Annotated in this window: 27 protein-coding genes; 17 read left to right on the top strand and 10 right to left on the bottom strand. The window is 68.9% G+C overall.

The annotated features are described in order from the left end of the window. Window positions 1-68 precede the first annotated feature (68 nt). Window positions 69-1,142, top strand: coding sequence for an ABC transporter ATP-binding protein (locus ACSSVZ_RS01240; RefSeq protein ID WP_453967775.1), 1,074 nt, complete (start codon window positions 69-71; stop codon window positions 1,140-1,142). Here ACSSVZ_RS01240 and ACSSVZ_RS01235 read toward each other — a convergent pair. Both ACSSVZ_RS01235 and ACSSVZ_RS01230 read right to left on the bottom strand, forming a co-directional pair. Next, a complete protein-coding gene (locus ACSSVZ_RS01235) occupies window positions 1,139-2,854 on the bottom strand; it encodes an ABC transporter permease (RefSeq protein WP_453967774.1) in 1,716 nt (571 codons plus the stop codon). The two genes, ACSSVZ_RS01240 and ACSSVZ_RS01235, sit on opposite strands and share 4 nt — an antisense overlap. 7 nt (window positions 2,855-2,861) lie before the next feature. After that, window positions 2,862-3,842 carry an ABC transporter substrate-binding protein gene (locus tag ACSSVZ_RS01230; protein ID WP_453967773.1) on the bottom strand — a complete coding sequence of 327 codons (981 nt, stop codon included), beginning with the start codon at window positions 3,840-3,842 and terminating at the stop codon, window positions 2,862-2,864. A gap of 146 nt (window positions 3,843-3,988) precedes the next feature. Here ACSSVZ_RS01230 and ACSSVZ_RS01225 point away from each other — a divergent pair, with 146 nt between their 5' ends. From ACSSVZ_RS01225 to ACSSVZ_RS01215, 3 genes are all read left to right on the top strand, one after another. Beyond that, the gene (locus ACSSVZ_RS01225; RefSeq protein ID WP_453967772.1) at window positions 3,989-5,236 is read left to right on the top strand and encodes an SLC13 family permease; all 1,248 of its coding nucleotides are present in this window, start codon (window positions 3,989-3,991) and stop codon (window positions 5,234-5,236) included. Window positions 5,237-5,320: 84 nt separating this feature from the next. Continuing rightward, entirely contained in the window at window positions 5,321-5,878 is a 558-nt protein-coding gene (locus ACSSVZ_RS01220; RefSeq protein WP_453967771.1) for a DJ-1/PfpI family protein, read from the top strand. A 71-nt stretch (window positions 5,879-5,949) separates the two neighbouring features. Further along, a complete protein-coding gene (locus tag ACSSVZ_RS01215; RefSeq protein WP_453967770.1) occupies window positions 5,950-6,336 on the top strand; it encodes a ribbon-helix-helix domain-containing protein in 387 nt (128 codons plus the stop codon). Window positions 6,337-6,351: 15 nt separating this feature from the next. On the opposite strand, the gene ACSSVZ_RS01210 is transcribed toward ACSSVZ_RS01215, so the two are convergent. Together ACSSVZ_RS01210 and ACSSVZ_RS01205 are read right to left on the bottom strand one after the other, a co-directional pair. After that, the gene (locus ACSSVZ_RS01210) at window positions 6,352-6,993 is read right to left on the bottom strand and encodes a PadR family transcriptional regulator (protein WP_453967769.1); all 642 of its coding nucleotides are present in this window, start codon (window positions 6,991-6,993) and stop codon (window positions 6,352-6,354) included. Between the two features lie 199 nt (window positions 6,994-7,192). Continuing rightward, the gene (locus ACSSVZ_RS01205; RefSeq protein WP_453967768.1) at window positions 7,193-7,975 is read right to left on the bottom strand and encodes an IclR family transcriptional regulator; all 783 of its coding nucleotides are present in this window, start codon (window positions 7,973-7,975) and stop codon (window positions 7,193-7,195) included. Window positions 7,976-8,195: 220 nt separating this feature from the next. On the opposite strand from ACSSVZ_RS01205, the gene ACSSVZ_RS01200 reads away from it, so the two are divergent. The 11 genes from ACSSVZ_RS01200 to ACSSVZ_RS01150 are packed head-to-tail and all read left to right on the top strand — an operon-like array spanning window position 8,196 to window position 17,024. Further along, window positions 8,196-9,035, top strand: a complete 840-nt coding sequence (locus tag ACSSVZ_RS01200; protein ID WP_453961957.1) for a cyclase family protein — start codon at window positions 8,196-8,198, stop codon at window positions 9,033-9,035. Next, the gene (locus tag ACSSVZ_RS01195) at window positions 9,035-9,382 is read left to right on the top strand and encodes a cupin domain-containing protein (protein ID WP_453967767.1); all 348 of its coding nucleotides are present in this window, start codon (window positions 9,035-9,037) and stop codon (window positions 9,380-9,382) included. The genes ACSSVZ_RS01200 and ACSSVZ_RS01195 overlap by 1 nt, the downstream gene beginning before the upstream one ends. Then, entirely contained in the window at window positions 9,379-10,176 is a 798-nt protein-coding gene (locus tag ACSSVZ_RS01190) for an SDR family NAD(P)-dependent oxidoreductase (RefSeq protein WP_453967766.1), read from the top strand. The genes ACSSVZ_RS01195 and ACSSVZ_RS01190 overlap by 4 nt, the downstream gene beginning before the upstream one ends. Before the next feature lie 4 nt (window positions 10,177-10,180). Next, window positions 10,181-11,104 (top strand): 3-hydroxyacyl-CoA dehydrogenase family protein, encoded by a 924-nt coding sequence (locus tag ACSSVZ_RS01185; protein WP_453967765.1) that lies wholly within the window; start codon window positions 10,181-10,183, stop codon window positions 11,102-11,104. A 53-nt stretch (window positions 11,105-11,157) separates the two neighbouring features. Continuing rightward, entirely contained in the window at window positions 11,158-12,432 is a 1,275-nt protein-coding gene (locus ACSSVZ_RS01180; protein WP_453967764.1) for an ABC transporter substrate-binding protein, read from the top strand. Between the two features lie 27 nt (window positions 12,433-12,459). Next, entirely contained in the window at window positions 12,460-13,185 is a 726-nt protein-coding gene (locus ACSSVZ_RS01175) for an ABC transporter ATP-binding protein (RefSeq protein ID WP_453967763.1), read from the top strand. Next, entirely contained in the window at window positions 13,178-13,888 is a 711-nt protein-coding gene (locus ACSSVZ_RS01170; protein ID WP_453967762.1) for an ABC transporter ATP-binding protein, read from the top strand. Before ACSSVZ_RS01175 ends, ACSSVZ_RS01170 begins: the two co-directional genes overlap by 8 nt. Then, on the top strand, window positions 13,888-14,754 hold the full coding sequence (locus tag ACSSVZ_RS01165; RefSeq protein ID WP_453967761.1) for a branched-chain amino acid ABC transporter permease: 867 nt from the start codon (window positions 13,888-13,890) through the stop codon (window positions 14,752-14,754). The genes ACSSVZ_RS01170 and ACSSVZ_RS01165 overlap by 1 nt, the downstream gene beginning before the upstream one ends. 1 nt (window position 14,755) lies before the next feature. Beyond that, a complete protein-coding gene (locus ACSSVZ_RS01160) occupies window positions 14,756-15,763 on the top strand; it encodes a branched-chain amino acid ABC transporter permease (protein WP_453967760.1) in 1,008 nt (335 codons plus the stop codon). Window positions 15,764-15,777: 14 nt separating this feature from the next. After that, on the top strand, window positions 15,778-16,713 hold the full coding sequence (locus tag ACSSVZ_RS01155) for a 3-keto-5-aminohexanoate cleavage protein (protein WP_453967759.1): 936 nt from the start codon (window positions 15,778-15,780) through the stop codon (window positions 16,711-16,713). 41 nt (window positions 16,714-16,754) lie between these two features. Continuing rightward, entirely contained in the window at window positions 16,755-17,024 is a 270-nt protein-coding gene (locus ACSSVZ_RS01150) for a glutathione S-transferase family protein (protein WP_453967758.1), read from the top strand. Between the two features lie 28 nt (window positions 17,025-17,052). On the opposite strand, the gene ACSSVZ_RS01145 is transcribed toward ACSSVZ_RS01150, so the two are convergent. Beyond that, complete coding sequence (locus ACSSVZ_RS01145) at window positions 17,053-17,706, bottom strand: hypothetical protein (RefSeq protein WP_453967757.1); 654 nt, start codon at window positions 17,704-17,706, stop codon at window positions 17,053-17,055. A gap of 142 nt (window positions 17,707-17,848) precedes the next feature. Continuing rightward, window positions 17,849-18,175: a hypothetical protein gene (locus ACSSVZ_RS01140; protein WP_453967756.1), complete on the bottom strand. Its 327-nt coding sequence runs from the start codon at window positions 18,173-18,175 to the stop codon at window positions 17,849-17,851. Between the two features lie 235 nt (window positions 18,176-18,410). On the opposite strand from ACSSVZ_RS01140, the gene ACSSVZ_RS01135 reads away from it, so the two are divergent. Both ACSSVZ_RS01135 and ACSSVZ_RS01130 read left to right on the top strand, forming a co-directional pair. Next, a complete protein-coding gene (locus ACSSVZ_RS01135) occupies window positions 18,411-20,231 on the top strand; it encodes an ABC-F family ATP-binding cassette domain-containing protein (RefSeq protein ID WP_453967755.1) in 1,821 nt (606 codons plus the stop codon). After that, window positions 20,231-21,058: a TrmH family RNA methyltransferase gene (locus ACSSVZ_RS01130; RefSeq protein ID WP_453967754.1), complete on the top strand. Its 828-nt coding sequence runs from the start codon at window positions 20,231-20,233 to the stop codon at window positions 21,056-21,058. Before ACSSVZ_RS01135 ends, ACSSVZ_RS01130 begins: the two co-directional genes overlap by 1 nt. A 381-nt stretch (window positions 21,059-21,439) precedes the next feature. Here the strand turns inward: ACSSVZ_RS01130 and ACSSVZ_RS01125 are convergent, their stop codons facing one another. From ACSSVZ_RS01125 to def, 4 genes are all read right to left on the bottom strand, one after another. After that, window positions 21,440-21,985, bottom strand: a complete 546-nt coding sequence (locus ACSSVZ_RS01125) for an adenine phosphoribosyltransferase (RefSeq protein WP_453967753.1) — start codon at window positions 21,983-21,985, stop codon at window positions 21,440-21,442. Window positions 21,986-22,149: 164 nt separating this feature from the next. Beyond that, window positions 22,150-22,887: a tRNA pseudouridine(38-40) synthase TruA gene (gene truA / locus ACSSVZ_RS01120; protein ID WP_453967752.1), complete on the bottom strand. Its 738-nt coding sequence runs from the start codon at window positions 22,885-22,887 to the stop codon at window positions 22,150-22,152. A gap of 142 nt (window positions 22,888-23,029) precedes the next feature. Next, entirely contained in the window at window positions 23,030-23,962 is a 933-nt protein-coding gene (gene fmt, locus ACSSVZ_RS01115) for a methionyl-tRNA formyltransferase (RefSeq protein ID WP_453967751.1), read from the bottom strand. Window positions 23,963-24,009: 47 nt separating this feature from the next. Next, window positions 24,010-24,537 (bottom strand): peptide deformylase, encoded by a 528-nt coding sequence (gene def, locus ACSSVZ_RS01110; RefSeq protein ID WP_453968021.1) that lies wholly within the window; start codon window positions 24,535-24,537, stop codon window positions 24,010-24,012. Between the last annotated feature and the right edge of the window lie 104 nt (window positions 24,538-24,641).

Raw genomic sequence — 24,641 nt, 5'->3', positions numbered from 1 at the left:
GCGGCGCAGCGCGTCCGGACCCATCTTGGCGCTTGACGAACGGGCCCCGTCCGGGCTGTGTCCCGCTCATGTCCATCACGCTCAAAGACATCCGCAAATCCTTCGGCGCCGACGCGGCGGTTGCCGGCGTCAGCCTGGACATCGCGCCGGGCGAGTTCTTCGTGGTGCTGGGACCGTCCGGCTGCGGAAAATCGACGCTGCTGCGGCTCATCGCCGGACTGGAGACCCTCGATGCAGGCGAGGTCGCCATCGCGGGGCGGCCCGTTGCCGGCCCTGGGTTGAACCTCGCCCCGGAGGACCGCCGAGTTGGCGTCGTGTTCCAGTCCTACGCCCTTTGGCCGCACATGAGCGTCGCCGAGAACGTCGCCTTCCCGATTCGCACCGAGGGTGTCGACCGGACGACCCGCGAACGCCGGACCGAAGCGTGCCTGGCGACCGTGGAACTGCTGCCCTATGCCGACCGCAGGCCGGCGGAACTGTCCGGTGGCCAGCGCCAGCGGGTGGCGCTTGCCCGCTGCCTCGCCCAGCGTGCCGACACCATCCTGATGGACGAGCCGCTGGCCAACCTCGATCCCCATCTGCGCCACGCGATGGAGGAGGAGCTCGCCCGCTTTCACGCCTCCAGCGACGCAACCACCCTCTACATCACCCACGACCAGCGCGAGGCGATGGCGCTGGCCGACCGGGTCGCGATCATGTGGCAGGGCCGCATCCTGCAGGCGGCGAGCCCGGAGACCGTGTACCGGCAGCCGGCCGACGAGCGGGTCGCCCGCTTCATCGGCCGCAGCGCCATCGTCGATGCGACGGTGACGGCGGTTTCCGGCGGGCGGGCGCACGTCGAGATCGCCGGCCGGACGCTTGAAATCCCGGCAGCAACGGGCACCGTCGAGGGGCCGGCGCGGCTGATGGTGCGCCCGGATGACGCCGTGGCCGCCCCCGCCGACGACGGGATGGCGGCGACGGTGGAGCGTGCCACCTATCGCGGTGGCTTCTGGGAAACCCACGCGGCAGTGGAAGGCCTCGGCGAGCCGCTGATCCTCAACCTGCCCGACAAGGCAGCACCCGGCGAGCGCATCCATGTGCGCATCGCCAATGCCTGGCTGCTGCCGGCGGCCGGCGCTGAGGGGCGTCTGGCAGCTTAATCCCGCCAGGGAATCGTGCCGCGCGGGGCGAAGCGGCCCAGCGCGTTCATCGCCGTCATGATGAGGATCGTCGCGATGACGGTGATGGTCGCCATGGCGGCGGCAAGCGTCGTGTAGCCGCCGTCCTCGTAGTTGAAGATGACGGTGCCGATGGTCTCGTGGCCGGCCGACCAGAGCAGCGCCGACACCGTCACCTCGTTGTAGGCCGTGAGGAAGACCAGGATCGCGCCCGACGCGGCGGCCGGCGCCACCAGCGGCGCGAAGATGGTCGCCAGGCGCCGGCCGAAGCGCGCCCCGCTGACCCGGGCGGCATCGTCGAGGCTGCCGTCGATCTGGCCGTAGGCGGCTGCCACCGGATTGAGCCCGATCGCCAGGAACGCCGCGAGATAGGCGATCAGGATGATCCACAAGGTGCCGTAGAGGCTGACGCCGGTGCCCGGGATCGGCCGGATGAAGGCCAGGATGAAGGCGATCGAGATGACCAGGCCCGGCACGGCGAAGGCAATGTTCGCCTGACCGGCGAGGACGCCCGCAACCCGGCGCGCCCCGCCTCGGCGCAGCGCCAGAAAATAGCCGAGGCCGATCGCGGTGGCCGCGATCAGAAGCGCTGCCACCGTGGCGATGCTGGTGGAGTTGGCGAACGCCCGGAGCGTCACCTCCTGGCGCAGCAGGACCTCCGCGAAATTGTCGAGGGTGACGGTGGCGGCCGACAGCGGCAGCCCGTAGGTCTTCACCAGCGCTGTGGCGACCAGCGACAGCGACGGCAGCACCAGCGTCGCCGCAACCACCGCCCACAGGCCGGCTTCGACGGCCAGGCGGCCGCGGCCGAGATCGATCGCCAGCGGCGCCTGCGGCGGACCGACGAGCGCCGCGCGCATCCGGCGCTGGACGAAGAGCTGCAGCCCGCCGACGGCAAGCGCCACGCCCGCGAGGATGACCGCGATGACGGCAACGCTCCCCAGCACGTCCGGCCCGTAGCTCGACAGCCGCCGCCAGATCAGCACCGGCAGCGTGGTGTAGCGGGCCGGGATGCCGATCAGCGCATTGATGCCGAAGTTGCCGAGCGCCGCCACGAAGGCGAGCGAGAAGCCGGCGACCAGCGCGGGCGCGAGCAGAGGCAGGGTGATGCGTGCCAGCAGCCGGATCGCGCCCGCACCGCAGATGCGGGCCGCATCGGAGAGCTCGCGCGGGAAGCTCCTGAGGCTGGCGCGCACCACCAGGAACACCAGCGGCATGTGCTGGATCGCCAGCAGCGAGACGAGCCCGCCGCGCGAATAGATCGGATGGGTGGAACCGATCTCCGGCGCCAGCCCGATCCAGCGCAGCACCGGGCTTGCCGGCCCGAGCGCCTGGATCCACGCGATGGCGGTCACGTGGGGCGGGATCATCATCGGCAGCAGGATGAGGAAGACCAGCGGCCCCTTGCGGCGGACGTTGGTGAGGCCGATGACCAGCGCCAGGCCGGTGCCGACGACGGTGGCGAGCGCCGCCGACAGAAGGCTCGATTCCAGCGAGTTCCACAGCGCGGAGAGGACGGAGCGGCTTTGAAGCGCCTCGACGAGCGGCGCCAGCGACGGCGCGCCTTCGGGCGCGAGCCCCACCTTGAACAGCAGAAGCATCGGCACGCCGCAGACCACGGTGACCAGAAACGCCAGAGCGGCGAGGGTCGTCCCCTCGCCGCTCCGGAAGCGGTTGGCGCGTGCGAACGTCAAGACGCGGTCAGCCTCCGAAGATTTCCTCGAACTTCATCTTGTTCGCCGTGTCGTCCTTGAGCGCGGCGGCCGGGTCGAATTCCATCAGCTTGATGGCGTCGCGCGACGGGAAGCCTTCCGGAGCCTCCACGGTGGCGAGCGCCGGCAGGTAGCCCTGCTTTGCGGCGAGTTCCTGGCCCTCTTCCGACAGCAGGAACGCCACGAACGCCTTGGCCGCTTCCGGGTTCTTCGCCGTCTTGAGGATGGCCACCGGCTCGGTCACCGCGGACACGCCCTCGGTCGGGAACACGAACTCGACCGGTGCGCCGTCCTTCTTGGCGCGGATGGGCAGGTAGTCAACCACGAAGCCGTAGAGCTTCTCGCCGCCGGCGACCGCCTTGTAGACGCCGCCATTGCCGCCCTGGGGGTTGGCGCCCTGCTCGGCGAGGCCGCGATAGTAGTCCCAGCCGAGATCCGGATTGCCGGTGAGCGCCACCATGTGGATGGTCGCGGCGCCCGAGGTGAGCGGCGACGGCATGGCGATCTTGTCCTTCGCCTCCGGCTTGAGCAGGTCCTTCCAGGACTGAGGCTTCATCGGCGCACCGGTGTTGTAGACGATGCCGGTGGTGATCAGCTTGGTGGAGAAGTAGGTGTGGTCGGGATCCATGATCGCCGGGTCGTAGGCGGAGACGTCGATCCCCGGGGCGGCCAGCAGGCGGTCTTCCTGCTTCAGGCTTTCCATGGTCACCGTGTCGGCGATGAGCAGCAGGTCGGGCTGCGGCTGGCCGGCCTCGAATTCGGCGGCGAGCTTGGCCATCACCTTGGTGGTGCCGTCGCGGAACCACTCGACCTCAACGTCGGGATACTTCGCCTTGAAGGCGTCGACGGTGGCCTGGGCGTCTTCGTTCGGCTGCGACGTGTACAGCACGAGCTTGCCGGAGACGTCCTGGGCGAGCGCGGGGCCGGCAACGACGGCCAGGAGGGCGGCCGCGAGGATGAGCTTCTTCATGACGGTCGGTTCCGGTTCGGTCACGGGGGAAAGACACTGCCTAGCAACACCGTGTGACAGTTTCGCTTCATTCGGCGAGGATGCGACGCTCGCCGCCGCACACTCCCGCCCCGCCCCCCCGGTCCGACCCGTCATTCGAGCCCCGCATGTCGCTCAGCCTTCCCGTATCCGCTGCCATCTTCGCGCTGATCGCGGCGCGCGAATGGCTGCCCGCCTGGCTGAAGATCTGGCACGTCATGCTGGCCGGGGCCCTGGTTCTGCTTGCGACCGGCGAGATCGGCTCGAACGACGCGCTCGCGGCCGTCGACTGGAACGTCATCGCCTATCTGTTCGCGGTCTTCTCCATCGGCTCGGCGCTCTATCATTCCGGCGTCTCGCACGCGATCGCCGACCGGCTCGCCCGCCCGCGCTCGCCCACCGGGCTGCTGGCGGCATTCGTCTTCACCTTCGCCGGCATCTCGATGGTGCTGACCAACGACGCCGCCGCGATCATCGGGACACCCATCGCCTTCGTGCTCGCCGCTCATGCGCGCATCGACGCCAAGCCGCTCCTGATCGGACTGTGCGTCGCCGTCACCATCGGCTCCATGGCGACGCCCATCGGCAACCCGCAGAACCTGCTGGTGGCGACGAGCGGACGGCTCGAGACGCCGCTGTGGACGTTTCTGGGCTGGCTACTGGTGCCGACACTGGCGCTGCTTGCGCTTTCGGTCTGGTGGCTCGCACGCGCCGTCAGGCCGGCAGCCGGAAACACCGTCGCCATTGCCGCACGGCGGGTCGAGACCGGCGAGCGGACGTGGCCGGCGGTCGCCTCGACGGCGCTGCTGGCGGTGCTCGTGGTGATCGGCAGCCTCGCAGAGGCGCTTGGTGCCGGCCCCTCGGTACCGCTGGGGCTGATCGCCTGCGTGGCGGCCGTGCCGACCTATCTGTTCAGCCGGCACCGGCTCGCAGTGCTGAGGAACACCGACTGGCCAACCCTCGTCTTCTTCGTGTCGATGTTCGTGGTGACGGGGGCGCTGGTGGCGTCCGGCTCGCTACAGACCCTCCTCGGCGGAGTGCGCGACCACATGGGCGAACCGCTGGTCGCCGCGGCCGTGAGCTTCGTCGGCAGTCAGCTCTTTTCCAACGTGCCGCTGGTCGACATGTACCTGAAGCTCTCGCCGAGCGACGAGCCGGCGACCCTGATGATGCTGGCGGCGATCGCCACGCTTGCCGGCAACGTGTTCGTCATTTCCGCCGCGAGCAACGTCATCGTCGTGCAGCAAGCGGACCGGCTCGGCGGCCCGACGATCACCTTCACCGAGTTCACGAAGGCCGTGCTGCCGATCGGGATCATCTCGGTCCTCGTCACCGCCGGATGGATCCTGGCGGTGCAGACCCTGGTCGCGGGATGAGCCAGCTGGCGACGTAGTACCCGCCTACCACCGGCCGTTCGAACCCCGATGCTAGCGTCATCTCCTGCGACAAGGGAGGAAACAATGGCAAAGATTCTGCTGATCACCGGTGATTTCACCGAAGACTACGAGACGATGGTGCCGTTCCAGACATTGCTGGCGTGCGGCCACTCGGTCGACGCCGTCTGCCCGGGCAAGTCCGCCGGCGACACGGTGCCGACCGCGATCCACGACTTCGAGGGCGACCAGACTTACTCGGAGAAGCGCGGCCACAACTTCGCGCTCAATGCCACCTTCGACGACATCAATCCCGCCGCCTACGACGCGCTGGTGATCCCCGGCGGTCGCGCGCCGGAATATCTGCGCCTCAACGGAGCGGTGCTCGACGCCGTCCGCCATTTCTTCGACGCCGGCAAGCCGGTGGCCGCGATCTGCCACGGCGCACAGCTGCTCGCCGCCGCCGGCGTCCTGAAGGGACGGACGTGCTCGGCCTACCCGGCCTGCGCGCCGGAAGTCACGCTCGCCGGAGGCCGTTTCGCCGACATCGCCGTGACCGATGCCGTCACAGACGGAAATCTGGTGACCGCACCGGCCTGGCCCGCCCATCCGGCATGGCTGTCGCAGTTCATGGCGATCCTGTAGCGTTCGTGCACAGTGGACGGGACAGGGATCCGGCTCCCCGTCCCGGTCCGGCTTGCAATGGGAGAGAGCACATGTGCCGGCTTTTCATCGGCGCCCGCAGCGAACTCTGGGAAAGCCGCGCCAAGTCGCTCCGCATCGACGGAGTCGCCACCAGCATCCGGATGGAGACCTTCTTCTGGGACACGCTGGACGAGATTGCCGCGCGCGACGACATGACGTCGAACCAGCTGATCACCAAGCTCTACCACGAGGCGATGGACGCCGATCACGACGTCGGCAATTTCACCTCGTTCCTGCGGGTGTGCTGCGCGCGCTATCACAGCCTGATGGCCACCGGCGACATCCCCCGTGCGCTGTCGGAAAGCATCGCCGGTCTGGAGGCCGAGGCCATCCTCGCCCGAGAGGAGAACCGGCACTCCGACCGCCGCACGGAGACGGCCGGATCATCCGTCAACTGACGCGCCGAAGCCGGGTCAGCCCCCGCCTTCGCTGACGTCCTTCGCGGCCTTCTCGATGATCAGGCGGACCCGCTCCGCCTCGGCCTCGTCCCAGCCGCGGCTGTGGAAGCGGACGGCAGCCATCAGCGTGTGGAATGCCTCGTGCACCGACCGCGGCGCCTTGCCGCCGGCCATCGCCCGGGCCGCCACCGCCATGCGGGTCATCACCGCGTCGACGGTGTCCCGGTTCTCCTCCAGGTAGGCCATGCCCTCCTCGGTGACTTCGTACAGCCGCTTCTGGCCGACCTCGTCGACGGCACGGATCTGGCCGCTCTCCTCCAGCAGCGTGAGGGTCGGATAGACCGCCCCAGGGCTCGGCGCGTAGGCGCCGCCGAACCGGCCCTCGATCTCCGAGATGAGCCCGTAGCCGTTGGTCGGCGTCTTGGCGAGGAGAGCAAGAAGCACCAGCCGCAGCTCGCCCGGACCGAACACCCTGCCGCCGCCGCGACCGCCCCGGCCCGGGCCGCGGCCGAAGAATCCACGGTCCTCGTCGGAGACGTGCCGCCCGCGCGGACCGCGCCGCGCTTCCCGGTCGCCATGCCCGCGCCCTCCGCCCATGCCGCGGGCCCAGCCGGGACCCCAGCCGCAACCATCGTCAACATCGTAATATCTATTCATAAGACTACTCCTTTTGATACATCGAAAGATATATCGTTTTGTAAGACGCGCAAGCCCTTTTTCAGGCAGGGCTGCCTCGTGCGGATGTCCTCTGCTTTCCTGCGCTTTTTGGGGAAGGCCGGATGCACCGGCCGGAGGCAGCAGGCCCCTCCGAGCGATTTTCCTGTCGGCGGAGGGACGTATCCGGACCGACCTCGCGCTACCCGTCCCGGTCGCGCTTCAACAGCCGCTCGGCCTCGCGCTTGGTGCGCAGAAGGTCGCGGGCGAAGCGTTCGCGGTTGTTGCGGAAGCGCTGAGCGGGGCTGGGCACCGAGATCATCAGCGGCAGCCCGTCCGGGTCCATGAAGGCGACGCCCACCGCCGCAATGCCGGGCGAATGGCTTTCCTCGTCGAAGGCATAGCCGCGGACGCGGCAAGCCTCGATCTCCGCCCAGAAGGCCCCGGTGTCATCAAGCGGCCAGGCGGGAAATTCCTTCAGGCTGCGCGTCAGGGCGGCGCGGGCATGGGCCGGATCGAGAAGCGCCAGCAGCGCCTTGCCCGGCGCGGTCACCGACAGCGGAAAGCGCTCGCCGATGGCCGACTGGGCGACGAGGCGCTGGCGGCCGGTGGCCTGGTCGACGAACACCGCCGCCCCGCCCTGCAGCGTCGAGACGTCGACCGTCTCGCGCAGCCGGTGGGAAAGGTCGGCGATCAGCGGGCGGATGCGCTTGGCCGAGGCGTGCTCGGCGAGGCCCGCGAGGCGCAGCAGCATCGGACCCAGCCGGACGCCGCCGCGCGGCGAGGCCCGGATGAGAAATCCCTCGTCCTTCAGGGCGTCGACGATGCGCTGGATGGTCGAGCGCGGAAGGTCGAGCGCCGTGGCGATCTCGCCGAGGCTCATGCCCGACGGCGAGCGCTCCAGCGCGCGCAGCACGGCGGCTGCCCGGGCGATGGATTGGATGCCCGCCTCGCGGGGGGAAGACGGGGTATCGGGATCAAGCACCGGGCACCTCTGTATCGTCATTCAATACAGCAAAAACGCAACTGTCGGACGCAGGGAAGCCGCCATCCGGCGATCTGCCGCGCTCTCACTTTAGTCTTTTCAAATGGTTAGTTAAAGGCACCCTGGCTCGCGCCGAGCGAGCCGTGGATCTTGTTGACACTCTCGATTGCCAGACGCACCCTCCTGTCTCAGATAACGATACATATAGGGAGGGTTGTCCATGTCGATCACCGTGCGCGGAATCGAGTTCCAGGCGAACACCGACAACGACATGGGGCTGGAGTTCTACAACCTCAGCCACCGCTACGGGTTCCAGTGCCCCAACTGGCCCTATTTCCGCGACGTCCAGATCGAGCGGATGCACTACATGGCCAAGTCCGGCGTCCTCTCCCAGACGCTGACGACCACCATGCACGTCACCACCCACATCGATGCGCCCGCCCACGTGGTGCAGGGCACGCCGTTCATCGACGAGGTGCCGCTGCCGCACTTCTTCGGCTCGGGCCTGGTGGTCTCGATCCCGAAGAAGAAGTGGGAGCAGATCACTGCCGACGACCTGGAGAAGGCCTGCGGCCACGCCATCCGCAAGAACGACGTGCTGATCATCAACACCGGCTGGCACAAGGTCTACGAGGACGGCGACTACTTTGCCTATTGCCCGGGCCTCGTGCCATCCGCCGCCGACTGGATGATCGAGAAGGGCGTGAAGGTGGTGGGCCACGACACCCAGGCCAACGACCATCCGCTGGCGACCGCCATCGGCCCGCACCGCAACGGCCCGCTGCTGCCGCACCTCGCCGAAGAGTACAAGGAATGGTCCGGCGGCATCGCCTGGGACGAGGCCTTCCCGGAGTGGGAGCCGGTGCACGGCAAGCTGTTCCGGGCCGGCATCCTGGGCATCGAGAATGTCGGCGGCGACCTCGACGCCGTCACCGGCAAGCGCGTGACCTTCGCCTTCTTCCCGTGGAACTGGGACCGCGGCGACGGCTGCATCATCCGCCTGGTGGCGATGATCGACAAGGGCCAGGGCTACCGCATCGAAGCCGGGGAGAGTTTCTGATGCTCGTCAAGCGCTTCGACGACGCCAAGCCCTACGAGGCCCCGAACCATTTCGACATGCGCGGGCTGCGGCTGCAGGGCTTCGAGGACGGCGGTCCGGAGAATTTCTGGGTGGGCTGCTCGCACTTCCTGCCCGGCGGCGGCGCCGGACCGGACGCCACCCCGCTGGAGAAGGTCTACGTGGTGCTGGACGGTGAGATGACCGTCGAGGCCGAGGGCGAAACGGTGGTCCTCGGACCCATGGATTCCATCACCATCGGTCCGAACGTGGAGCGGCGCATCGTCAACAACTCCAACGATACCTGCACCATGCTGGTGGTGATGCCCTACCCCGGGGGCAACCGATGAGCGCCATCGACACGCCGCTGTCCCTCTTCGACATCGCCGGCAAGTCGGCCCTGATCGCGGGCGCCTCCGGCGCCTTCGGCCAGGTGGCGGCGCGGGTGCTGGCCGGCGCCGGCTGTAAGCTGACGCTCGCGGCGGGCAACGCCGAGGCGCTCGACGAGATCGCCGGCGTCTGCCGCGACCTCGGCGCCGATGTTGCCACCGCGAATGCCCGGCCAAGCGACGAGGCCGCGGCCGAAGCGATGGTGAAGTCGGCGGTGGGCGCACACGGGTCTCTCGACATCCTCGTGGTGGCGTCGGGCATGAACAAGGTCGCCAAGATCGACGAGATGGACCCGTCGACGTTTGCGCAAGTGATGGACGCCAACGTCACCCAGTCGTGGCTGCTGGCACGCGCGGCGACCAAGCAGATGAAGGCGCAGGGCGGCGGCGGCAAGATCGTGCTGGTGTCCTCGGCGCGCGGCCTGCTCGGCCATCCGGCCGGCTACACCGCCTACTGCGCCTCCAAGGCGGCGGTCGACGGCATGACCAAGGCGCTCGGCTGCGAGCTCGGCCCGACGGGCATCACCGTGAACGCGATCGCCCCGACGGTCTTCCGCTCGCCGCTGACGGCCTGGATGTTCGAGGACACGCCTGCCGCCGAGACGGTGCGCAGCGGCTTCCTCAGCCGGGTGCCGAAGGGCCGGCTCGGCGAGCCGGAGGATCTGGCCGGGCCGCTGCTGTTCCTGGCCTCGAAGGCGTCCGACTTCTATACCGGGCACATCCTCTACGCCGACGGCGGCTACACGGCGGGATAGCGAGATGCTGGACAGGATCGCGGTCATCGGCGCCGGCCTCATGGGCCACGGCATCGCGCTGACCTTTGCGAGGTCGGGACGAAGCGTCGTCGTCCAGGACCCCGACGCGGCGACGCGGGACAGCCTGCCCGAGCGGGTGCGCGCCTCGATGACCGCACTCGGCTGCACGGAGAGCGAGATCGAGGCCACGCTGCCGCGCCTCAGCGCGGCCGCCGACCTCGCCGAGGCCGTGTTTGAGGCCGACTGCGTGTTTGAAGCCGCGCCGGAGAAGCCTGCCCTGAAGCAGGCGATCTTCGCCGCCGTCGAGGCAGCCGCCCGGCCGGACTGCCTGTTCTGCTCCAACACCTCGGTGATCCCGATCACCACCATCATGGGAGGGCTCGACCGCAAGGGCCGCGCGCTCGGGACCCACTGGTGGAACCCACCGCACATGATCCCGCTGGTGGAGGTGATCCGCACCGAATGGACCGATGACGCGGCGATGGACGCGGTGTTCGATCTCCTCACCGAGGTCGGCAAGCGGCCGGTGCGGGTCGAGAAGGACGTGGCGGGCTTTATCGGCAACCGGCTGCAGCACGCGCTGTGGCGCGAGGCGGTCAGCCTCGTCGAAAACGGCATCTGCGACGCCGAGGCGGTCGACACGGTGATCAAGGAGAGCTTCGGTCGGAGGCTCGCGGTGCTCGGGCCGCTGGAGAACGCCGACCTCGTCGGCACCGACCTGGCGCTCGCCGTCCACGAGATCGTGCTGCCGGACATCGACAGCCGGCCCGGGCCGTCGCCCTACCTGGAAAGGCTCGTGGCCGAGGGCAAGCTCGGCATGAAGTCCGGCGAAGGCTTCCGCCGCTGGACGAAGGAGGAGGCGGACTCCGTGCGCGCCCGCGTCGCCACCCATCTGAAGAGGCTCGACACGATCCTCGATCCGGACTGATCCATCGGCCGACAGGCGCACCAAGACGCCGCGGCCCCCAAGGGAGGAACGCCATGACCCGCAAGATCCAGCTCAATCGCCGCCACTTCATCGGCGCGGGCGCCTCGGCGCTCGCCATGCCGGCGATCTGGCGCCCCGGGCGCGCCTTTGCCGCCGGCCGGCCGATCAAGATCGGTCTCGTCAGCCCGCAGACCGGCCCCCTCGCCGCGTTCGCCGAGGCCGACCAGTTCGTGCTCGACGGCATCCAGAAGGCGACCGGCGGCATGCTCGACCGGGGCGGCGAGAAGGTCGCCATCGAGATCATCGTCAAGGACAGCCAGTCGAACCCGAACCGGGCGGCGGAGGTGGCGGCCGACCTGATCCTCTCCGACGAGGTCGACCTGATCATGGCCGCCTCGACGCCGGACACCACCAATCCGGTGGCCGACCAGGCGGAGATCAACGAGGTCCCCTGCATCACCACTGACTGCCCCTGGCAGCCGTACTTCTTCGGCCGCAACGGCGACCCGAAGACCGGATTCGACTGGACCTATCACTTCTTCTGGGGGCTGGAGGACGTCATCGCCGCCTTCCTCGACCTGTGGAACGGCTCGGGGGTGGAGAAGACCATCGGCGGGCTGTTCCCCAACGACGCCGACGGCAACGCCTGGGCCGACCCGGTGTTCGGCTTTCCGCCGGCGCTGAAGGAGGCCGGCTACACCCTCACCGATCCCGGCCGCTACCAGCCGTTGTCCGACGACTTCACCGCCCAGATCTCCGCCTTCAAGGAGGCAGGCTGCCAGATCGTCACCGGCAACATGATCCCGCCGGACTTCGCCACCTTCTGGTCCCAGGCCGCCCAGCAGGGCTTCCAGCCGAAGGTCGTCACCGTCGGCAAGGCACTGCTGTTTCCCTCGGTCATCGACAGCCTCGGCGCGCGCGGCGACGGACTGTCTTCGGAGATCTGGTGGTCGCCCCACCACCCGTTCTCCTCCTCGCTCACGAACCAGACCGCCGGCCAGCTTTGCACCGCCTATACCGACGGCACCGGCCGGCCCTGGACCCAGCCGATCGGCTTCAAGCACGCGCTGTTCGAGGTGGCCTTCGACGTGCTGAAGCGGTCCGAGGACATTTCCCCGGATGCCATCCTGGAAGCGATCACCTCGACCGACCTCGCCACCATCGTCGGCCCGGTGAACTGGAGCGGCCAGCCGGTCAGGAACGTCTCCAAGACGCCGCTGGTCGCCGGTCAGTGGCGCAAGGACGGCGACCAGGCCGACCTCGTCATCACCACCAACGAGACCGCGCCGGAGATCCCGGTCGGGGGGAAGCTGAAGCTCCTGTCGTAAGGGCGGCGTCGGCAAAGGCATAGGTCCATGGCGCTTCTCGAGGTTCAGGGCGTATCCAAGCGCTTCGGCGCGCTCGTCGTCGCCGACGACCTGACGTTCGAGGTCGCCGACGGGGAGGCGCTGGGCGTGATCGGACCCAACGGCGCCGGCAAGACGACCATGTTCAACCTGGTCGCCGGCGCGCTCCGGGCGGATGGCGGACGGGTCTCCTTCGAGGGCCGGGACGTCACCGCCCTGCCGGCGACCGCACGCTGCCGGCGAGGCATCGTGCGCACGTTCCAGGTGCCGCAGCCCTTCGAGGGCATGACGGTGTTCGAAAACCTGCTGGTCGGCGCCTTCTTCGGGTCGGAGACGGCCAGCGCCGATCCGGAGAGCCAAGCCTGGGAGGCGCTCGTCCTCGCGGGTCTCGACGCCAAGGTCAACGCGCTCGCCGGATCGCTGACGCTGTTGGAACGCAAGCGGCTGGAACTGGCCCGGGCGCTGGCCGCCAAGCCGCGGCTGCTGCTGCTCGACGAGATCGCCGGCGGGCTGACCGAAGGCGAGTGCCGGGCGCTGATCGCGGCCATCGGCGAGATCCGCGCCTCGGGCGTCTCCATCGTCTGGATCGAGCATGTGGTGCACGCGCTGCTGGCCGTCGTCGACCGGCTGATCGTCCTCGATCAGGGGCGGCTGGTCGGCGAGGGCGAACCGCGCGCGGTGATGGCGTCGAAGACGGTGCAGGAGATCTACATGGGCGCCGACCCCGATGCCTGAGCTCCTGGAGACCCATGCGCTCGACGCGTTCTACGGCGACTTCCAGGCGCTGTTCGGCGTCGATTTCCGGCTCGCCGTCGGCGAGACCGTGGCCATCATCGGCGCCAACGGGGCCGGCAAGTCGACCCTGATGAAGTCGATCATGGGCCTGATGCCGAACCGCGCCGATGCGATCCGGCTAAGCGGCATGGCCGTTGGCGACCGGCCGGCCTACGAGATGGCGGCGCAGGGCGTCGTGCTGGTTCCGGAGGGGCGCCGTCTGTTCCGCTCGCTGTCGGTGGAGGAGAATCTGGTCATCGGCGGCCGGCTGAAGCGGCCGGGGCGCTGGACGCTCGACACCGTCTACGCCCTGTTTCCGGTGCTGAAGGAGCGCCGCTCGAACCCGGCAGAACAGCTCTCCGGCGGCCAGCGCCAGATGGTGGCGATCGGCCGCGCGCTGATGGCCAACCCCGACATCCTGCTGATCGACGAGGCATCGCTGGGCCTCGCGCCCGTGATCGTCAAGGACATCTACCAGAGCCTCGGGGCCGTGCGGGAGGCCGAGACCGCAATCATTCTGGTGGAACAGGACATCTCCCAGGCCATGGCCGTCGCCGACCGGGTCTACTGCCTGCAGGAAGGCCGCGTGGCGCTGGAAGGCGCCCCGGGGGACCTCGGGCGCGAGGCGATCAACGCCGCCTACTTCGGGCTGGAGACGGCCTGATGGAGTGGGCCAACGCCATTCTCCAGGGCATCATGCTGGGCGGGCTCTACGGCCTGTTCGCGGCGGGGCTGAGCCTGATCTTCGGCGTCATGCGCCTCGTCAACATCGCCCACGGCGACCTGATCGTGCTGGCGGCGTTCCTCGCGCTGAGCGTGGTGGATCTGCTGGGCATCCACCCGCTGCTGAGCCTCGTGGTCACCATCCCGCTGATGGCGGCGTTCGGCTACGTCCTGCAGCGCTACGTGCTCAACCGCACGCTCGGCCGCGACATCCTTCCGCCGCTTATGGTCACCTTTGGCCTGTCGGTGATCCTCCAGAACGTGCTGCTGACCGTCTATTCGGCCGACAGCCGTAAGCTCTATGCCGGTGCCCTGGAGACCGCATCGATCCACCTCACGCCGGACATCTCGCTGGGCGTGCTGCCGCTGCTGATGTTCGCAACCGCCGTGGCTGCCGTGGGCGGGCTGCAGGTTGTCTTCTACCGCACGGCGCTCGGCCGGGCCTTCCGGGCCGTCTCCGACGACGCCGAGATTGCCCAGGTGATGGGGCTCGACAACCGCAAGGTCTACGCCGGCGCCATGGCGCTGTCGCTGGCCGTGGTGGCGATCGCCGGCGTGTTCCTGGCGATGCGGGCGAACTTCGATCCGGCGAGCGGCCCGGCGCGGCTGATCTACGGCTTCGAGGCGGTGATCATCGGCGGGCTCGGCAACATCTGGGGCACGCTGCTGGGCGGCATCATCCTCGGCGTCGCCCAGACCATCGGCGCCCAGATCGATCCCGGCTGGCAGCTGCTCGCCGGCCATCTCACCTTCCTCGTGATCCTGGCGCTGCGGCCCCAGGGCCTGATGCCGCGGATGGACGACTGACATGGCGATCACCGTCCAGCGCGCCAGCCCCTTCAGCCAGGGCGCCGGCCTCGTCCTTCTGCTGGTGCTCGCCGTGCTGGCGGCCGCCCCGTGGTGGGCCGGACGCGCCGATCTGCGGCTGATGATCGAGATCTTCGCCTATATCGGGCTTGCCAGCCTGTGGAACCTGCTGGCGGGCTATGCGGGGCTGGTGTCGGTGGGCCAGCACGCGTTCGTGGGACTGGGAGGCTACGTGCTGTTCGCACTGGCGATCTTCGTCGGCATCAACCCGCTGTTTGCGATCCCGCTCGCGGGCGTCGTCGCGGCCCTTGCCGCGGTGCCGGCCGCCCTGCTGCTGTTCCGGCTGCGCGGCGCCTATTTCGCCATCGGTTCGTGGGTGCTGGCCGAGGTGGCCCGCCTCGGCTTCGCCCAGATATCCGCGCTCGGCGGCGGATCGGGCTCATCGCTGCCCGTCGACGTGGTGCGCTCGATCGCCGACGGCCGCGACGCCCGCGAGGCCGTCACCTACTGGGCGGCCCTGGCCCTCGTCACTGCGATCGTCGGAGGGATTTACCTCCTGCTGCGCTCGCGGCTCGGCCTGGCACTCACCGCCATCCGCGACAGCGAAAGGGCCTCCGAGAGCCTCGGCGTGCGCATCGGGCGGGTGAAGCTGCTGGTCTACGTGATCGCGGCGGCCGGGGCCGCGATGATCGGCGCGCTCATCTTCCTGACCAAGCTCAGGATCTCGCCCGAGGCCGCGTTCTCGGTGAACGACTGGACGGCGTTCGTCATCTTCATCGCGGTCATCGGCGGGGTCGGCCGCATCGAAGGGCCGATCGTCGGCACGCTCATCTTCTTCGTTTTGCGCGAGACGCTCGCCGACTATGGTGCGGTCTACCTGATCGCTCTCGGCGCTCTCGCCATTCTCATCATGCTGTTCGCACGGCGCGGCGTGTGGGGCTATCTCGCGGACCGCTTCGGCCTGGAGATCTTCCCGCTCCGGCGCCGCGTCACCACCAGACCATCGTAACCCAGGAGACTTCCATGGCCCGCGGGCGCCCGAAGACGATCATCACCTGCGCCATCACCGGCGCGATCCACACGCCCACCATGTCGGACGCCCTGCCCTACACCGCCGAGGACATCGCCCGCCAGGCGATCGATGCGGCGGAGGCCGGTGCGGCGATCCTGCATCTGCACGCCCGCAACCCGGCGAACGGCGCGGTCTCCATCAGCACCGAAGACTTCGAGCGCTTCCTGCCGGTCATCAAGCAGTCCACCGACGCGGTCATCAACATCTCCACCGGTGGCAGCCTGAAGACCACGATCGAGGAGCGCATCGCGCCGGCCAACCGGTTCTCGCCGGAGATGTGCTCGCTCAACATGGGCTCGATCAACTTCTCCTTCCATCCGCTGGCCAAGCGCTACGACAGCTGGAAGTTCGACTGGGAGAAGGACTACGTCGCCGAATCCGACACCTACATCTTCCGCAACACCTTCCGCGACATCGCCCAGGTGGCGAACACGCTCGGACCGAAGGGCATCAAGTTCGAGCACGAGTGCTACGACGTCGGCCACCTCTACAATCTGAAGTTCGGCATGGACACGGGGCTGTTCCAGGCGCCGATCTTCCTGCAGTTCGTGCTCGGGATCCTCGGCGGCATCGGCGCGGAGGTGGACAATCTCGTCTTCATGAAGCGGACCGCCGACCGGCTGTTCGGCGACAATTACCAGTGGTCCGTGCTGGGCGCGGGGGCGGCGCAGATGCCGCTGGCGACAACCGCCGTGCAGCTTGGCGGCAACGTCCGCGTCGGCCTGGAGGACTCGCTGTTCCTTGGGCGTGGTCAGTTGGCCGCTTCCAACGCCGAGCAGGTGACCAAGATCCGCCGCATCATCGAGGACCTCGGCCACGAGATCGCGACGCCGGACGAAGCCCGCGAGATGCTGGCGCTGAAGGGCGGCGACCGGGTCGACTTCTGAACCTCCGAACCTTCGCATCCGCAAACCACCGGGATGCCGCCATGCTGACGCTTTACCATGCAGGCACCTCGGTCTGTTCGATCAAGGCCCGTCTCGTCATGCACGAGACGGGACTGCCCTGGACGTCGGTCGAGCTCGACCTCGTGCGCGGCGAGCAGCTGGAGCCGGACTATCTGAAGCTCAACCCAGCTGGCGTGGTGCCGACCCTCGTCCACGACGGCCGGGTGCTGGTGGAATCGAGCGTCATCATCGACTACCTGGCGCAGATTGCCACCGACCCGCGCTTCGCCTCCTATTTCCCGGCGGCCTGAACCGGAGAGCCTCGCTCTCCGGCTTTGCTCAGACCTCGATCAGGGTGTCGATGAAGCGGAAGTAGCGCTGCAGCTTGGGGCGGTCCGCATCGGCGGGATCGACATAGGTGATGGTGTTGCGCCCCCGCCACTCGGTGGGCAGCACCATGCAGCGGATGAAGGTGGTCGGCTCGCGCTCGGTCGTCGGAGCAAGGACGGGATCGGGCCCGCGCTCGAACCAGGCCTCGTCGGCCCCGTAGCGGTGGGTCTCGCCGGTCTGGCGGATCTCGATTTCGCCGCTCTTCACGACGCGGATGCCCGGGCCGGGATGGACATGGGTGTGGGCCACCGCGCCCGGCGGGAAGTCGACGCGGTCGAGGCGCATGACGTAGCGCCCAGGCACCGCGATGTCGTCCAGCGGACGCTCGAGCTTCAGATGGGAGCCGGCGAGCGCGGAAGGATCGGCCGCCTGCGGCGACAACTGCCAGGACCAGACCCGGGACGGCACATCGGCACGCAGCGTCAGCTCACCCTGGGCATAGGCACCCGCATTCTCGCCCAGACGGCGGATGTCGCGACGGTCTGTGGCGGTCACATCCCCCGCGGCGACGTAGATCATGCGGTGCGCGACGGCGGGCAGCACCGCTTCGCCGCCGGCTTCGTCGAGCGTGGTCTCGATCAGGCTCATCACCAGTCCGGCCATGCTTGCTCCTCCCCGTGTTCTGCTTGTTCGTGCCGCAACGTAACCGCTCACCCCGTCCGCGTCGCGTCCGAACGCAAACGGCCCCGGCGGGATCCGCCAGGGCCGTTCAAGCGACGTGGGGTCGTGGAGCCAAGGTGCGCCTTCAGGCGGCGGCGGCGTAGATCCGCTCGGCGACGTCGCGGGCGACGAAGCGGCCTTTCCATGAGCGCTGGGGCGAGAACAGCCAGCCGAGCGCGCTCTGGGACAGCCAGGGGAAGAAATCGCGGGTGATCTCGGCGATGAACAGCCGGTCGCCCTGGCCGACCGAGGCGCGCAGGCTGCCATAGATGGTGTCGGATTCGCGCGCAGTGTCGATGAGCCAGAAGTCGTCGCTGACCCGGTAGGTGTCGCCGAAGCGCTCGCCAAGCTCGGCGTCGAAGGCGCTCGAGCGCGCCGCATTCGATCCGTAGTAGACCGCGTAGACCGTCATGCCCCGTCCCTCCAGTTGTTCCCCGGCACCGACCCGGGATCCGGCTCAACTCGACCGACAGGGTCGCGCCAACGTGGTTAATGTCGGGTTAACCGGAGCGACGATGGCCGGCGCGGCGGCGTCTTTGCGGCGGATGGCGACAGAGGCTCATTTCGGCACCCCCCGTTGTTTCCCGCCTGCCCGGCGTCTATCTCTGCCACCCGAACCACGCCGTCAGCTCCCGAGTTCCAGACCTATGGCCCAGCCCCCGATCCTGACGCTTCAGGACATCCACCTCACGTTCGGCCGCACGACCTTGCTGGACGGCGCCGAAATGACGCTCGGGCCGCAGGAGCGCCTTTGCCTGGTCGGCCGCAACGGGTCCGGCAAGTCGACGCTTCTGAAGATCGCGGCGGGCATCGTGGAAGCCGATTCGGGCCGCCGCTTCGTGCAGCCAGGCGCGACCATCCGCTATCTCGTGCAGGAGCCGGACCTCACCGGCTTCGCCACCGTGCGCGACTATGTCGACGACGGACTGGCGCCGGGAGACGCGAGTCACTCCGGTCAGATCCTGCTGGAATCGCTGGGGCTCACCGCCGACGAGGAGCCGGGTCGCCTGTCCGGCGGCGAGGCGCGCCGCGCCGCGCTCGCCCGCGCACTCGCGCCCGAACCCGACGTGCTGCTTCTCGACGAGCCCACCAACCACCTGGACCTGCCGGCGATCGAATGGCTGGAGGCAACCCTGAAGGCGCGCCGCGGCGCGCTGGTGCTGATCAGCCATGACCGACGGTTTCTGGAAGCGCTGTCGGGCTCGACCACCTGGCTCGACCGCGGCACGACCCGTCATCTCGACCGGGGCTTCGCCCATTTCGAGGACTGGCGCGACGAGGTGATCGCCGCGGAGGAGAAGGAACGCTCCCGCCTGGACCAGCGGATCGCCCAGGAAAACGAGTGGCTGCGCTACGGCGTCACCGCCCGGCGCAAGCGCAACATGGGCCGGCTGCGTGCACTGCATTCCATGCGCGAGGAGCGGCAGAACCTGCGCCGCGCGACCGGAAACGTGGCCATGGTGGCCAGCGAGGCAGGATCGTCCGGCAAGCGCGTGGTTGCGGCCGAGGCTATCTCCAAATCCTATGACGGCCGGCCGATCGTCAGCGACCTCACCATCAAGATCAACCGCGGCGACCGGCTCGGCATCGTCGGCCCGAACGGCGCCGGCAAGACCACGCTGATCAACCTGCTCACCGGCAGCCTCGCCCCCGATGCCGGCGAGGTGCGCATCGGCACCCAGATCGAACTCGTCTCGCTGGACCAGCGCAGGGCGGCGCTCGACCCCACCGAGACGCTGTGGAAGACGCTGACCGGCGGCTCGAGTGACACGATCATGGTGGGCGGCACGCCGCGCCATGTGGCCGGCTACCTGAAGGACTTCCTGTTCCTGCCCGAACAGGCGCGCTCGCCGGTCTCTGCGCTGTCCGGGGGAGAGCGGGGCCGCCTGATGCTGGCGCTCGCCTTTGCCCGGCCGTCGAACGTCATGATCCTCGACGAGCCGACCAACGACCTCGACCTGGAGACCCTCGATCTGCTTGCCGAGCTGATCGCGGACTATTCCGGCACCGTGCTGCTGGTCAGCCATGACCGCGACTTCCTCGACCGCACGGTGACCTCGGTGCTGGCGTCGGAGGGCGACGGAAACTGGATCGAGTATGCCGGTGGCTACTCCGACATGCTGTCCCAGCGCGGGGCGCGGCCGGGCGATGCGACGAACGCCGGCATGTCGGACGGGAAGCGCGGCGGCTCGGGAAGCGGCAAGGGCGGCCGCGCCGATCAGCGGCGGAAGCTCTCCTTCCGCGACAAGCACGATCTGGAGACGCTGCCGGGCAAGATCGAGGCGCTGGACGCCGAGATGGCGGCGCTGCAGGCGACGCTCGCCGATCCGTCGCTGTTCACACAGAATCCCGACGCCTTCCAGAAGGCGACGGATCAGCTGGCGGCCAAGGCGGCAGAACGCAATGCGGCCGAGGAACGCTGGCTTGAACTGGAAATCCTGAAGGAAGAACTCGAAACGGCACGCTGATGACCGACGCGGCGGCACAGGGGGGCGGCACCCCGTTCTTCGTATCGATCGACGATCCGGAGGACCCGCGGATCGCGGCCTATCGCGACATCCGCGAGCGCGATCTCGTCGGACGCGAGGAGAGCTTCATCGCGGAGGGCGCGGTGGTGCTGGACGTCCTCTTGAAGCGCTCGCCGTACCGTCCCCGTTCGATGCTGGTGGCGGAGAACCGGATCGAGGCGGCGCAGCGGCTGCTTGCCGGCACCACGCCCGACTTTCCCGTCTATGCGGCGAGCCGAAGCGTGATGGACGCCGTTGCCGGCTTTCCGCTGCATCGGGGGATGCTCGCCCACGGCCATCGAGGCCCCCTGCCCGACTGGCGCGACTTGCTGCCGGCAGCCGGTCGGCCGGCGCGGATCGCCGTACTGATCGGGCTTGCCAACCACGACAACGTCGGCGGCATCTTCCGCAACGCGGCCGCGTTCGGCGCCGACGCCGTCCTGCTCGACCCCACCTCCTGCGACCCGTTCTACCGCAAGGCGATCCGGGTCTCCGTCGGCGGCAGCCTGATGGTGCCGTTCGCGCGGTTTTCCGACACGTCGGAACTGGTGGACGGCCTGAGAGAGGCGCAGATCGAACCGCTGGCACTGACCCCCGCCGGCACGCAGACGCTGTCCGCGATGCCGCCGCCGGGGCGCGCCGCAGTGTTTCTCGGCGCCGAAGGCCCCGGCCTGCCTGCCGACGTTCTGACCCGCATGACCACCGTGCGCATCCCGATGTCGAAACGCTTCGATTCACTCAACGTGGCAACGACATCGGGGATCGTGCTGCACCACCTGGCGACCTGAGCGGCCGCCGGCGCTTTCCCGGTCGGATCGAAGCGATCGGTCCGAGGTGACCGTGCGCAACGGTGCGAATCAGACGCCCTTGCCAGCAGAAGCGCCGAGGTGGGGCCGCTTGGGCGGAAGTGGCGCTGGTGCGCATCCTCCGACTTTCCGGGGGTCTACCTTTCCGGGCCCCGAGGCTAAAGTCGGGCATCCAGCAACCTCCGAGGCGCGGGCCCAGCCATGCTGTCGGTCGGTCTTGCCGGAGATGCACCGCGTCCCGCGCGACGGATGCCGGCTCGTCCGGCATCAGGGCCCGCTGCGGGGCCGGCGGCCGGCACACAAGGCTGGGGGGCCGTGCCGGCCGCCCCCTCTCCGGCCGCCGACATGCCGGCGGCCGGCGCTTCAGTCTCCGTCGAACGACATCAAAGTGTGGACGACCAGCCCCTTCTCGCGCAGCTTCCGCGACCCGCCGAGCGCCGGCAGATCGATGACGAAGGCCGCACCGACGATGTCCGCGCCGGAGCGGCGCAGCAGTTCGATCGCCGCGTCCGCCGTGCCGCCGGTGGCGATCAGGTCGTCGATCACCAGCACCCGCTGCCCCGGTTCGATCGCGTCGGCATGGATCTCGATCGTGTCGACACCGTATTCCAGCGTGTAGTCCTGACCGATGGTCTTGCCCGGCAGCTTGCCCTTCTTGCGGATCGGCACGAAACCGCGGCCGAGTTCGTGGGCGACCGCACCGCCCAGGATGAACCCACGCGCCTCGATGCCGACGACGATGTCGACCGGTTTCCTGAGATAGGGCCAGAGCAGGCCATCGACGGCCGTCCTCAGCCCGACCGGATCGGCGATCAGCGTGGTGATGTCGCGAAACTGGATCCCGGGCTTCGGATAATCGGGGATCGTGCGCACCAGGTCGCACAGCGCGGGCTTCTCGTAGTCGGACATTGGGGGCTGTTCCTCCTGCCTGGTCACCCCGGACCGGGGCGTTGCGGGCAGCGCATGACATGGCCCGACTCCTTCTCGACCGGATAGGACGGTTTCCAACCCCTGACAAGGACAGTGGGAAGGGCTCCGGCATCAGACCGGCTGCGCGCGAGCGCGACGTGCGTTCAGTAGTCGACGCGCAGCAGATAGAGCCCGTCGGGCGGTGCGACGGGGCCGCAGCGGGTGCGGTCGGCGGCCTTGAGGGCGGCTTCCAGATCGGCGGGGCGCCATTTTCCGGTGCCCACCTGCACGAGCGAGCCCACCAGCGAGCGCACCTGATTGTGCAGGAACGACCGGGCCGAGGCCATCACGGTGATCTCGTCGGCGGCGCGCATGACGTCCAGCCGGTCCAGCGTCTTCACCGGGCTCGCCGACTGGCAGTGGGTCGAGCGGAAGGTGGTGAAGTCGTGGTGGCCGAGAAGCCGCTGCGCACCGGCGTGCATGGCCCCGGCATCGAGGGGAGCCGATACCTGCCAGGCGAGACCCGCCTCCAAAGTGAGCGGCGCCCGGCGGTTGACGATCCGGTAGAGATAGTGCCGCGCCGTGGCGGAGAAGCGCGCATCGAAACCGTCGGCCACCCGCTCCGCCGCGATCACCGCCACCGGATCCGGGCGCAAATGCGCGTTGGTGGCGTCGCGGACGGTGTCGTCGGGCCATTCCCGGGCGAGGTCGACGTGGGCGACCTGGCCGAGGGCATGGACGCCGGAATCGGTGCGCCCCGCCCCGCCGATGGTGACCGTCTCGCTGGCGAACGCGCTGATCGCCTCCTCCAGCCGGCCCTGCACGGACAGCCCCTCGGCCTGGCGCTGCCAGCCGACGAACGGCCAGCCGTCATATTCGATGGTCAGCTTGTAGCGGGGCATCCGACACGTGCTTTCAACTGCGGGCGAACGGCGAGCGCCGCCCCTCCCGGGCAATGAGCCGGGCCTGCCGGAAGCGGCAAGATCCGGCCATTCCTGCGATCCGGTTTTGGCCGGACAACCGCAACCTGCGCCCCGACCTTGCTCAGAGAAGCGCGGCCCCGGGCGCCAGCCGCAGGCCGCGGAAGACCTCGTCGGCGGCCATCGGCGCCTTGCCGGCACGCTGCACCTGCACCAGCCGCACCGCGCCCTCGCCGCAGGCCACCAGTCCCTCGCCATCGAGCACCGCCCCGGGGGCACCAGCCCCCTCCTCGCGGCGGCTGCGAAGGACCTTCATGCGTTCGGTCTTCCCGCCCGTGTCGATCTCGCACCAGGCGCCCGGAAACGGCGACAGGCCGCGGATCTGATCGTGGACCACGGATGCCGGCCGCGACCAGTCGATGCGCGCCTCGGCCTTGGAGATCTTTTCGGCGTAGGTGACGCCCTCGTCGCTCTGGGGCACGGCGTCGAGCGTCCCGCGCTCGATGGCGCCCAGCGCCCGCACCATCAGGTCCGCGCCCAGGCGGGCCAGCACGTCGTGCAGGTCGGAGGCGGTCATCTCGTCGCCGATCGCCACCTTCTCGATCATGCAGACCGGGCCGGTGTCGAGGCCCGCCTCCATCCGCATGACCGCAACGCCGGTCTCCCGGTCGCCGGCCATGATCGCGCGCTGGATGGGGGCGGCACCGCGCCAGCGCGGCAGGATCGAAGCATGGACGTTGAAGCACCCGGCCTCGGGGATCTCCAGGATCGAGCGCGGCAGGATCATGCCGTAGGCAATGACGATGGCCGCATCGGCGCCGTGGCTTGCGAAGGCGGCGGCCGCCTCATCGCCCTTCAAGGTCGACGGCGTGAGCACCGGCAGGCCGAAGCGTTCGGCCGCCTCGTGGACGGGTGACTTGCGCGCCTCCATGCCCCGCCCGGCACGAGCTGGCGCGCGCGTGTAGACAGCGGCGACGTCGTGGCCTTGGCCGACGATCTCGGTGAGCGCCGGCACGGCGAAATCGGGCGTGCCCATAAAGACGAGCCTGAGCGGCATCGGATGTCCCGTGCTGTGATCGCCGCCGCTTTGCGCGGCAGCAAGGATCAGGCTTTTTCGGTCGCGGCCTGCCGCGCCTGCTTGGCGAACTTCTTGGTAATCCGGTCGCGCTTGAGCCGCGACAGATAGTCGATGAACAGGACGCCGTTCAAATGGTCGATCTCGTGCTGAAGACAGGTGGCGAGGATGCCGCCGGCCTTGATCTCCCGAACCTCTCCGTGGCGGTCGAGGAACCGCACGCCGACCTCGGCCGGCCGTTCGACGTCTTCATAGTATTCGGGAATGGAGAGGCAGCCCTCCTGGTGGATACGCAGTTCCTCTGAGCTCCAGATGACCTCCGGGTTCACCAGCGCCATCGGCCGCCGCTCTTCCTCGTCCTCGCCTCCCACGTCGCAGACGATGACGCGGTCGAGGACGCCGATCTGCGGCGCGGCCAGACCGATGCCAGGTGCCGCGTACATGGTCTCCAGCATGTCGTCGATGAGGGCGCGCACGCCGTCATCCACCGCGCCGACCGGAGCGGCGACCTTGCGGAGCGTAGGGTCCGGTATCAGAAGGATCGATCGTTTGGACATCATGCCGATTTATTGGCTGCGACGCTTTCGGTCAACGGATCGGCCGGTCGCAGGCCCGCATTCCCCGCCCGCAGGTGCGAAGCACGCGCATACGGGCGGAACAA

It is taken from the genome of Amorphus sp. MBR-141 (genome assembly GCF_053628695.1).
Note: the sequence above shows the minus strand (reverse complement) of the source record. Positions and strands in the feature narration are given on the sequence as shown.

Coding starts and splice junctions, on each gene's coding strand:
- ACSSVZ_RS01140 (WP_453967756.1), bottom strand. CDS start 18,175: ATGACGGTCTACGCGGTCTACTACGGATCGAATGCGGCGCGCTCGAGC.
- ACSSVZ_RS01195 (WP_453967767.1), top strand. CDS start 9,035: ATGCTCGTCAAGCGCTTCGACGACGCCAAGCCCTACGAGGCCCCGAAC.
- def (WP_453968021.1), bottom strand. CDS start 24,537: ATGTCCAAACGATCGATCCTTCTGATACCGGACCCTACGCTCCGCAAG.
- ACSSVZ_RS01200 (WP_453961957.1), top strand. CDS start 8,196: ATGTCGATCACCGTGCGCGGAATCGAGTTCCAGGCGAACACCGACAAC.
- ACSSVZ_RS01240 (WP_453967775.1), top strand. CDS start 69: ATGTCCATCACGCTCAAAGACATCCGCAAATCCTTCGGCGCCGACGCG.
- ACSSVZ_RS01230 (WP_453967773.1), bottom strand. CDS start 3,842: ATGAAGAAGCTCATCCTCGCGGCCGCCCTCCTGGCCGTCGTTGCCGGC.
- ACSSVZ_RS01190 (WP_453967766.1), top strand. CDS start 9,379: ATGAGCGCCATCGACACGCCGCTGTCCCTCTTCGACATCGCCGGCAAG.
- ACSSVZ_RS01210 (WP_453967769.1), bottom strand. CDS start 6,993: ATGAATAGATATTACGATGTTGACGATGGTTGCGGCTGGGGTCCCGGC.
- ACSSVZ_RS01130 (WP_453967754.1), top strand. CDS start 20,231: ATGACCGACGCGGCGGCACAGGGGGGCGGCACCCCGTTCTTCGTATCG.
- fmt (WP_453967751.1), bottom strand. CDS start 23,962: ATGCCGCTCAGGCTCGTCTTTATGGGCACGCCCGATTTCGCCGTGCCG.
- ACSSVZ_RS01175 (WP_453967763.1), top strand. CDS start 12,460: ATGGCGCTTCTCGAGGTTCAGGGCGTATCCAAGCGCTTCGGCGCGCTC.
- ACSSVZ_RS01185 (WP_453967765.1), top strand. CDS start 10,181: ATGCTGGACAGGATCGCGGTCATCGGCGCCGGCCTCATGGGCCACGGC.
- ACSSVZ_RS01155 (WP_453967759.1), top strand. CDS start 15,778: ATGGCCCGCGGGCGCCCGAAGACGATCATCACCTGCGCCATCACCGGC.
- truA (WP_453967752.1), bottom strand. CDS start 22,887: ATGCCCCGCTACAAGCTGACCATCGAATATGACGGCTGGCCGTTCGTC.
- ACSSVZ_RS01225 (WP_453967772.1), top strand. CDS start 3,989: ATGTCGCTCAGCCTTCCCGTATCCGCTGCCATCTTCGCGCTGATCGCG.
- ACSSVZ_RS01165 (WP_453967761.1), top strand. CDS start 13,888: ATGGAGTGGGCCAACGCCATTCTCCAGGGCATCATGCTGGGCGGGCTC.
- ACSSVZ_RS01150 (WP_453967758.1), top strand. CDS start 16,755: ATGCTGACGCTTTACCATGCAGGCACCTCGGTCTGTTCGATCAAGGCC.
- ACSSVZ_RS01215 (WP_453967770.1), top strand. CDS start 5,950: ATGTGCCGGCTTTTCATCGGCGCCCGCAGCGAACTCTGGGAAAGCCGC.
- ACSSVZ_RS01160 (WP_453967760.1), top strand. CDS start 14,756: ATGGCGATCACCGTCCAGCGCGCCAGCCCCTTCAGCCAGGGCGCCGGC.
- ACSSVZ_RS01170 (WP_453967762.1), top strand. CDS start 13,178: ATGCCTGAGCTCCTGGAGACCCATGCGCTCGACGCGTTCTACGGCGAC.
- ACSSVZ_RS01220 (WP_453967771.1), top strand. CDS start 5,321: ATGGCAAAGATTCTGCTGATCACCGGTGATTTCACCGAAGACTACGAG.
- ACSSVZ_RS01135 (WP_453967755.1), top strand. CDS start 18,411: ATGGCCCAGCCCCCGATCCTGACGCTTCAGGACATCCACCTCACGTTC.
- ACSSVZ_RS01145 (WP_453967757.1), bottom strand. CDS start 17,706: ATGGCCGGACTGGTGATGAGCCTGATCGAGACCACGCTCGACGAAGCC.
- ACSSVZ_RS01180 (WP_453967764.1), top strand. CDS start 11,158: ATGACCCGCAAGATCCAGCTCAATCGCCGCCACTTCATCGGCGCGGGC.
- ACSSVZ_RS01125 (WP_453967753.1), bottom strand. CDS start 21,985: ATGTCCGACTACGAGAAGCCCGCGCTGTGCGACCTGGTGCGCACGATC.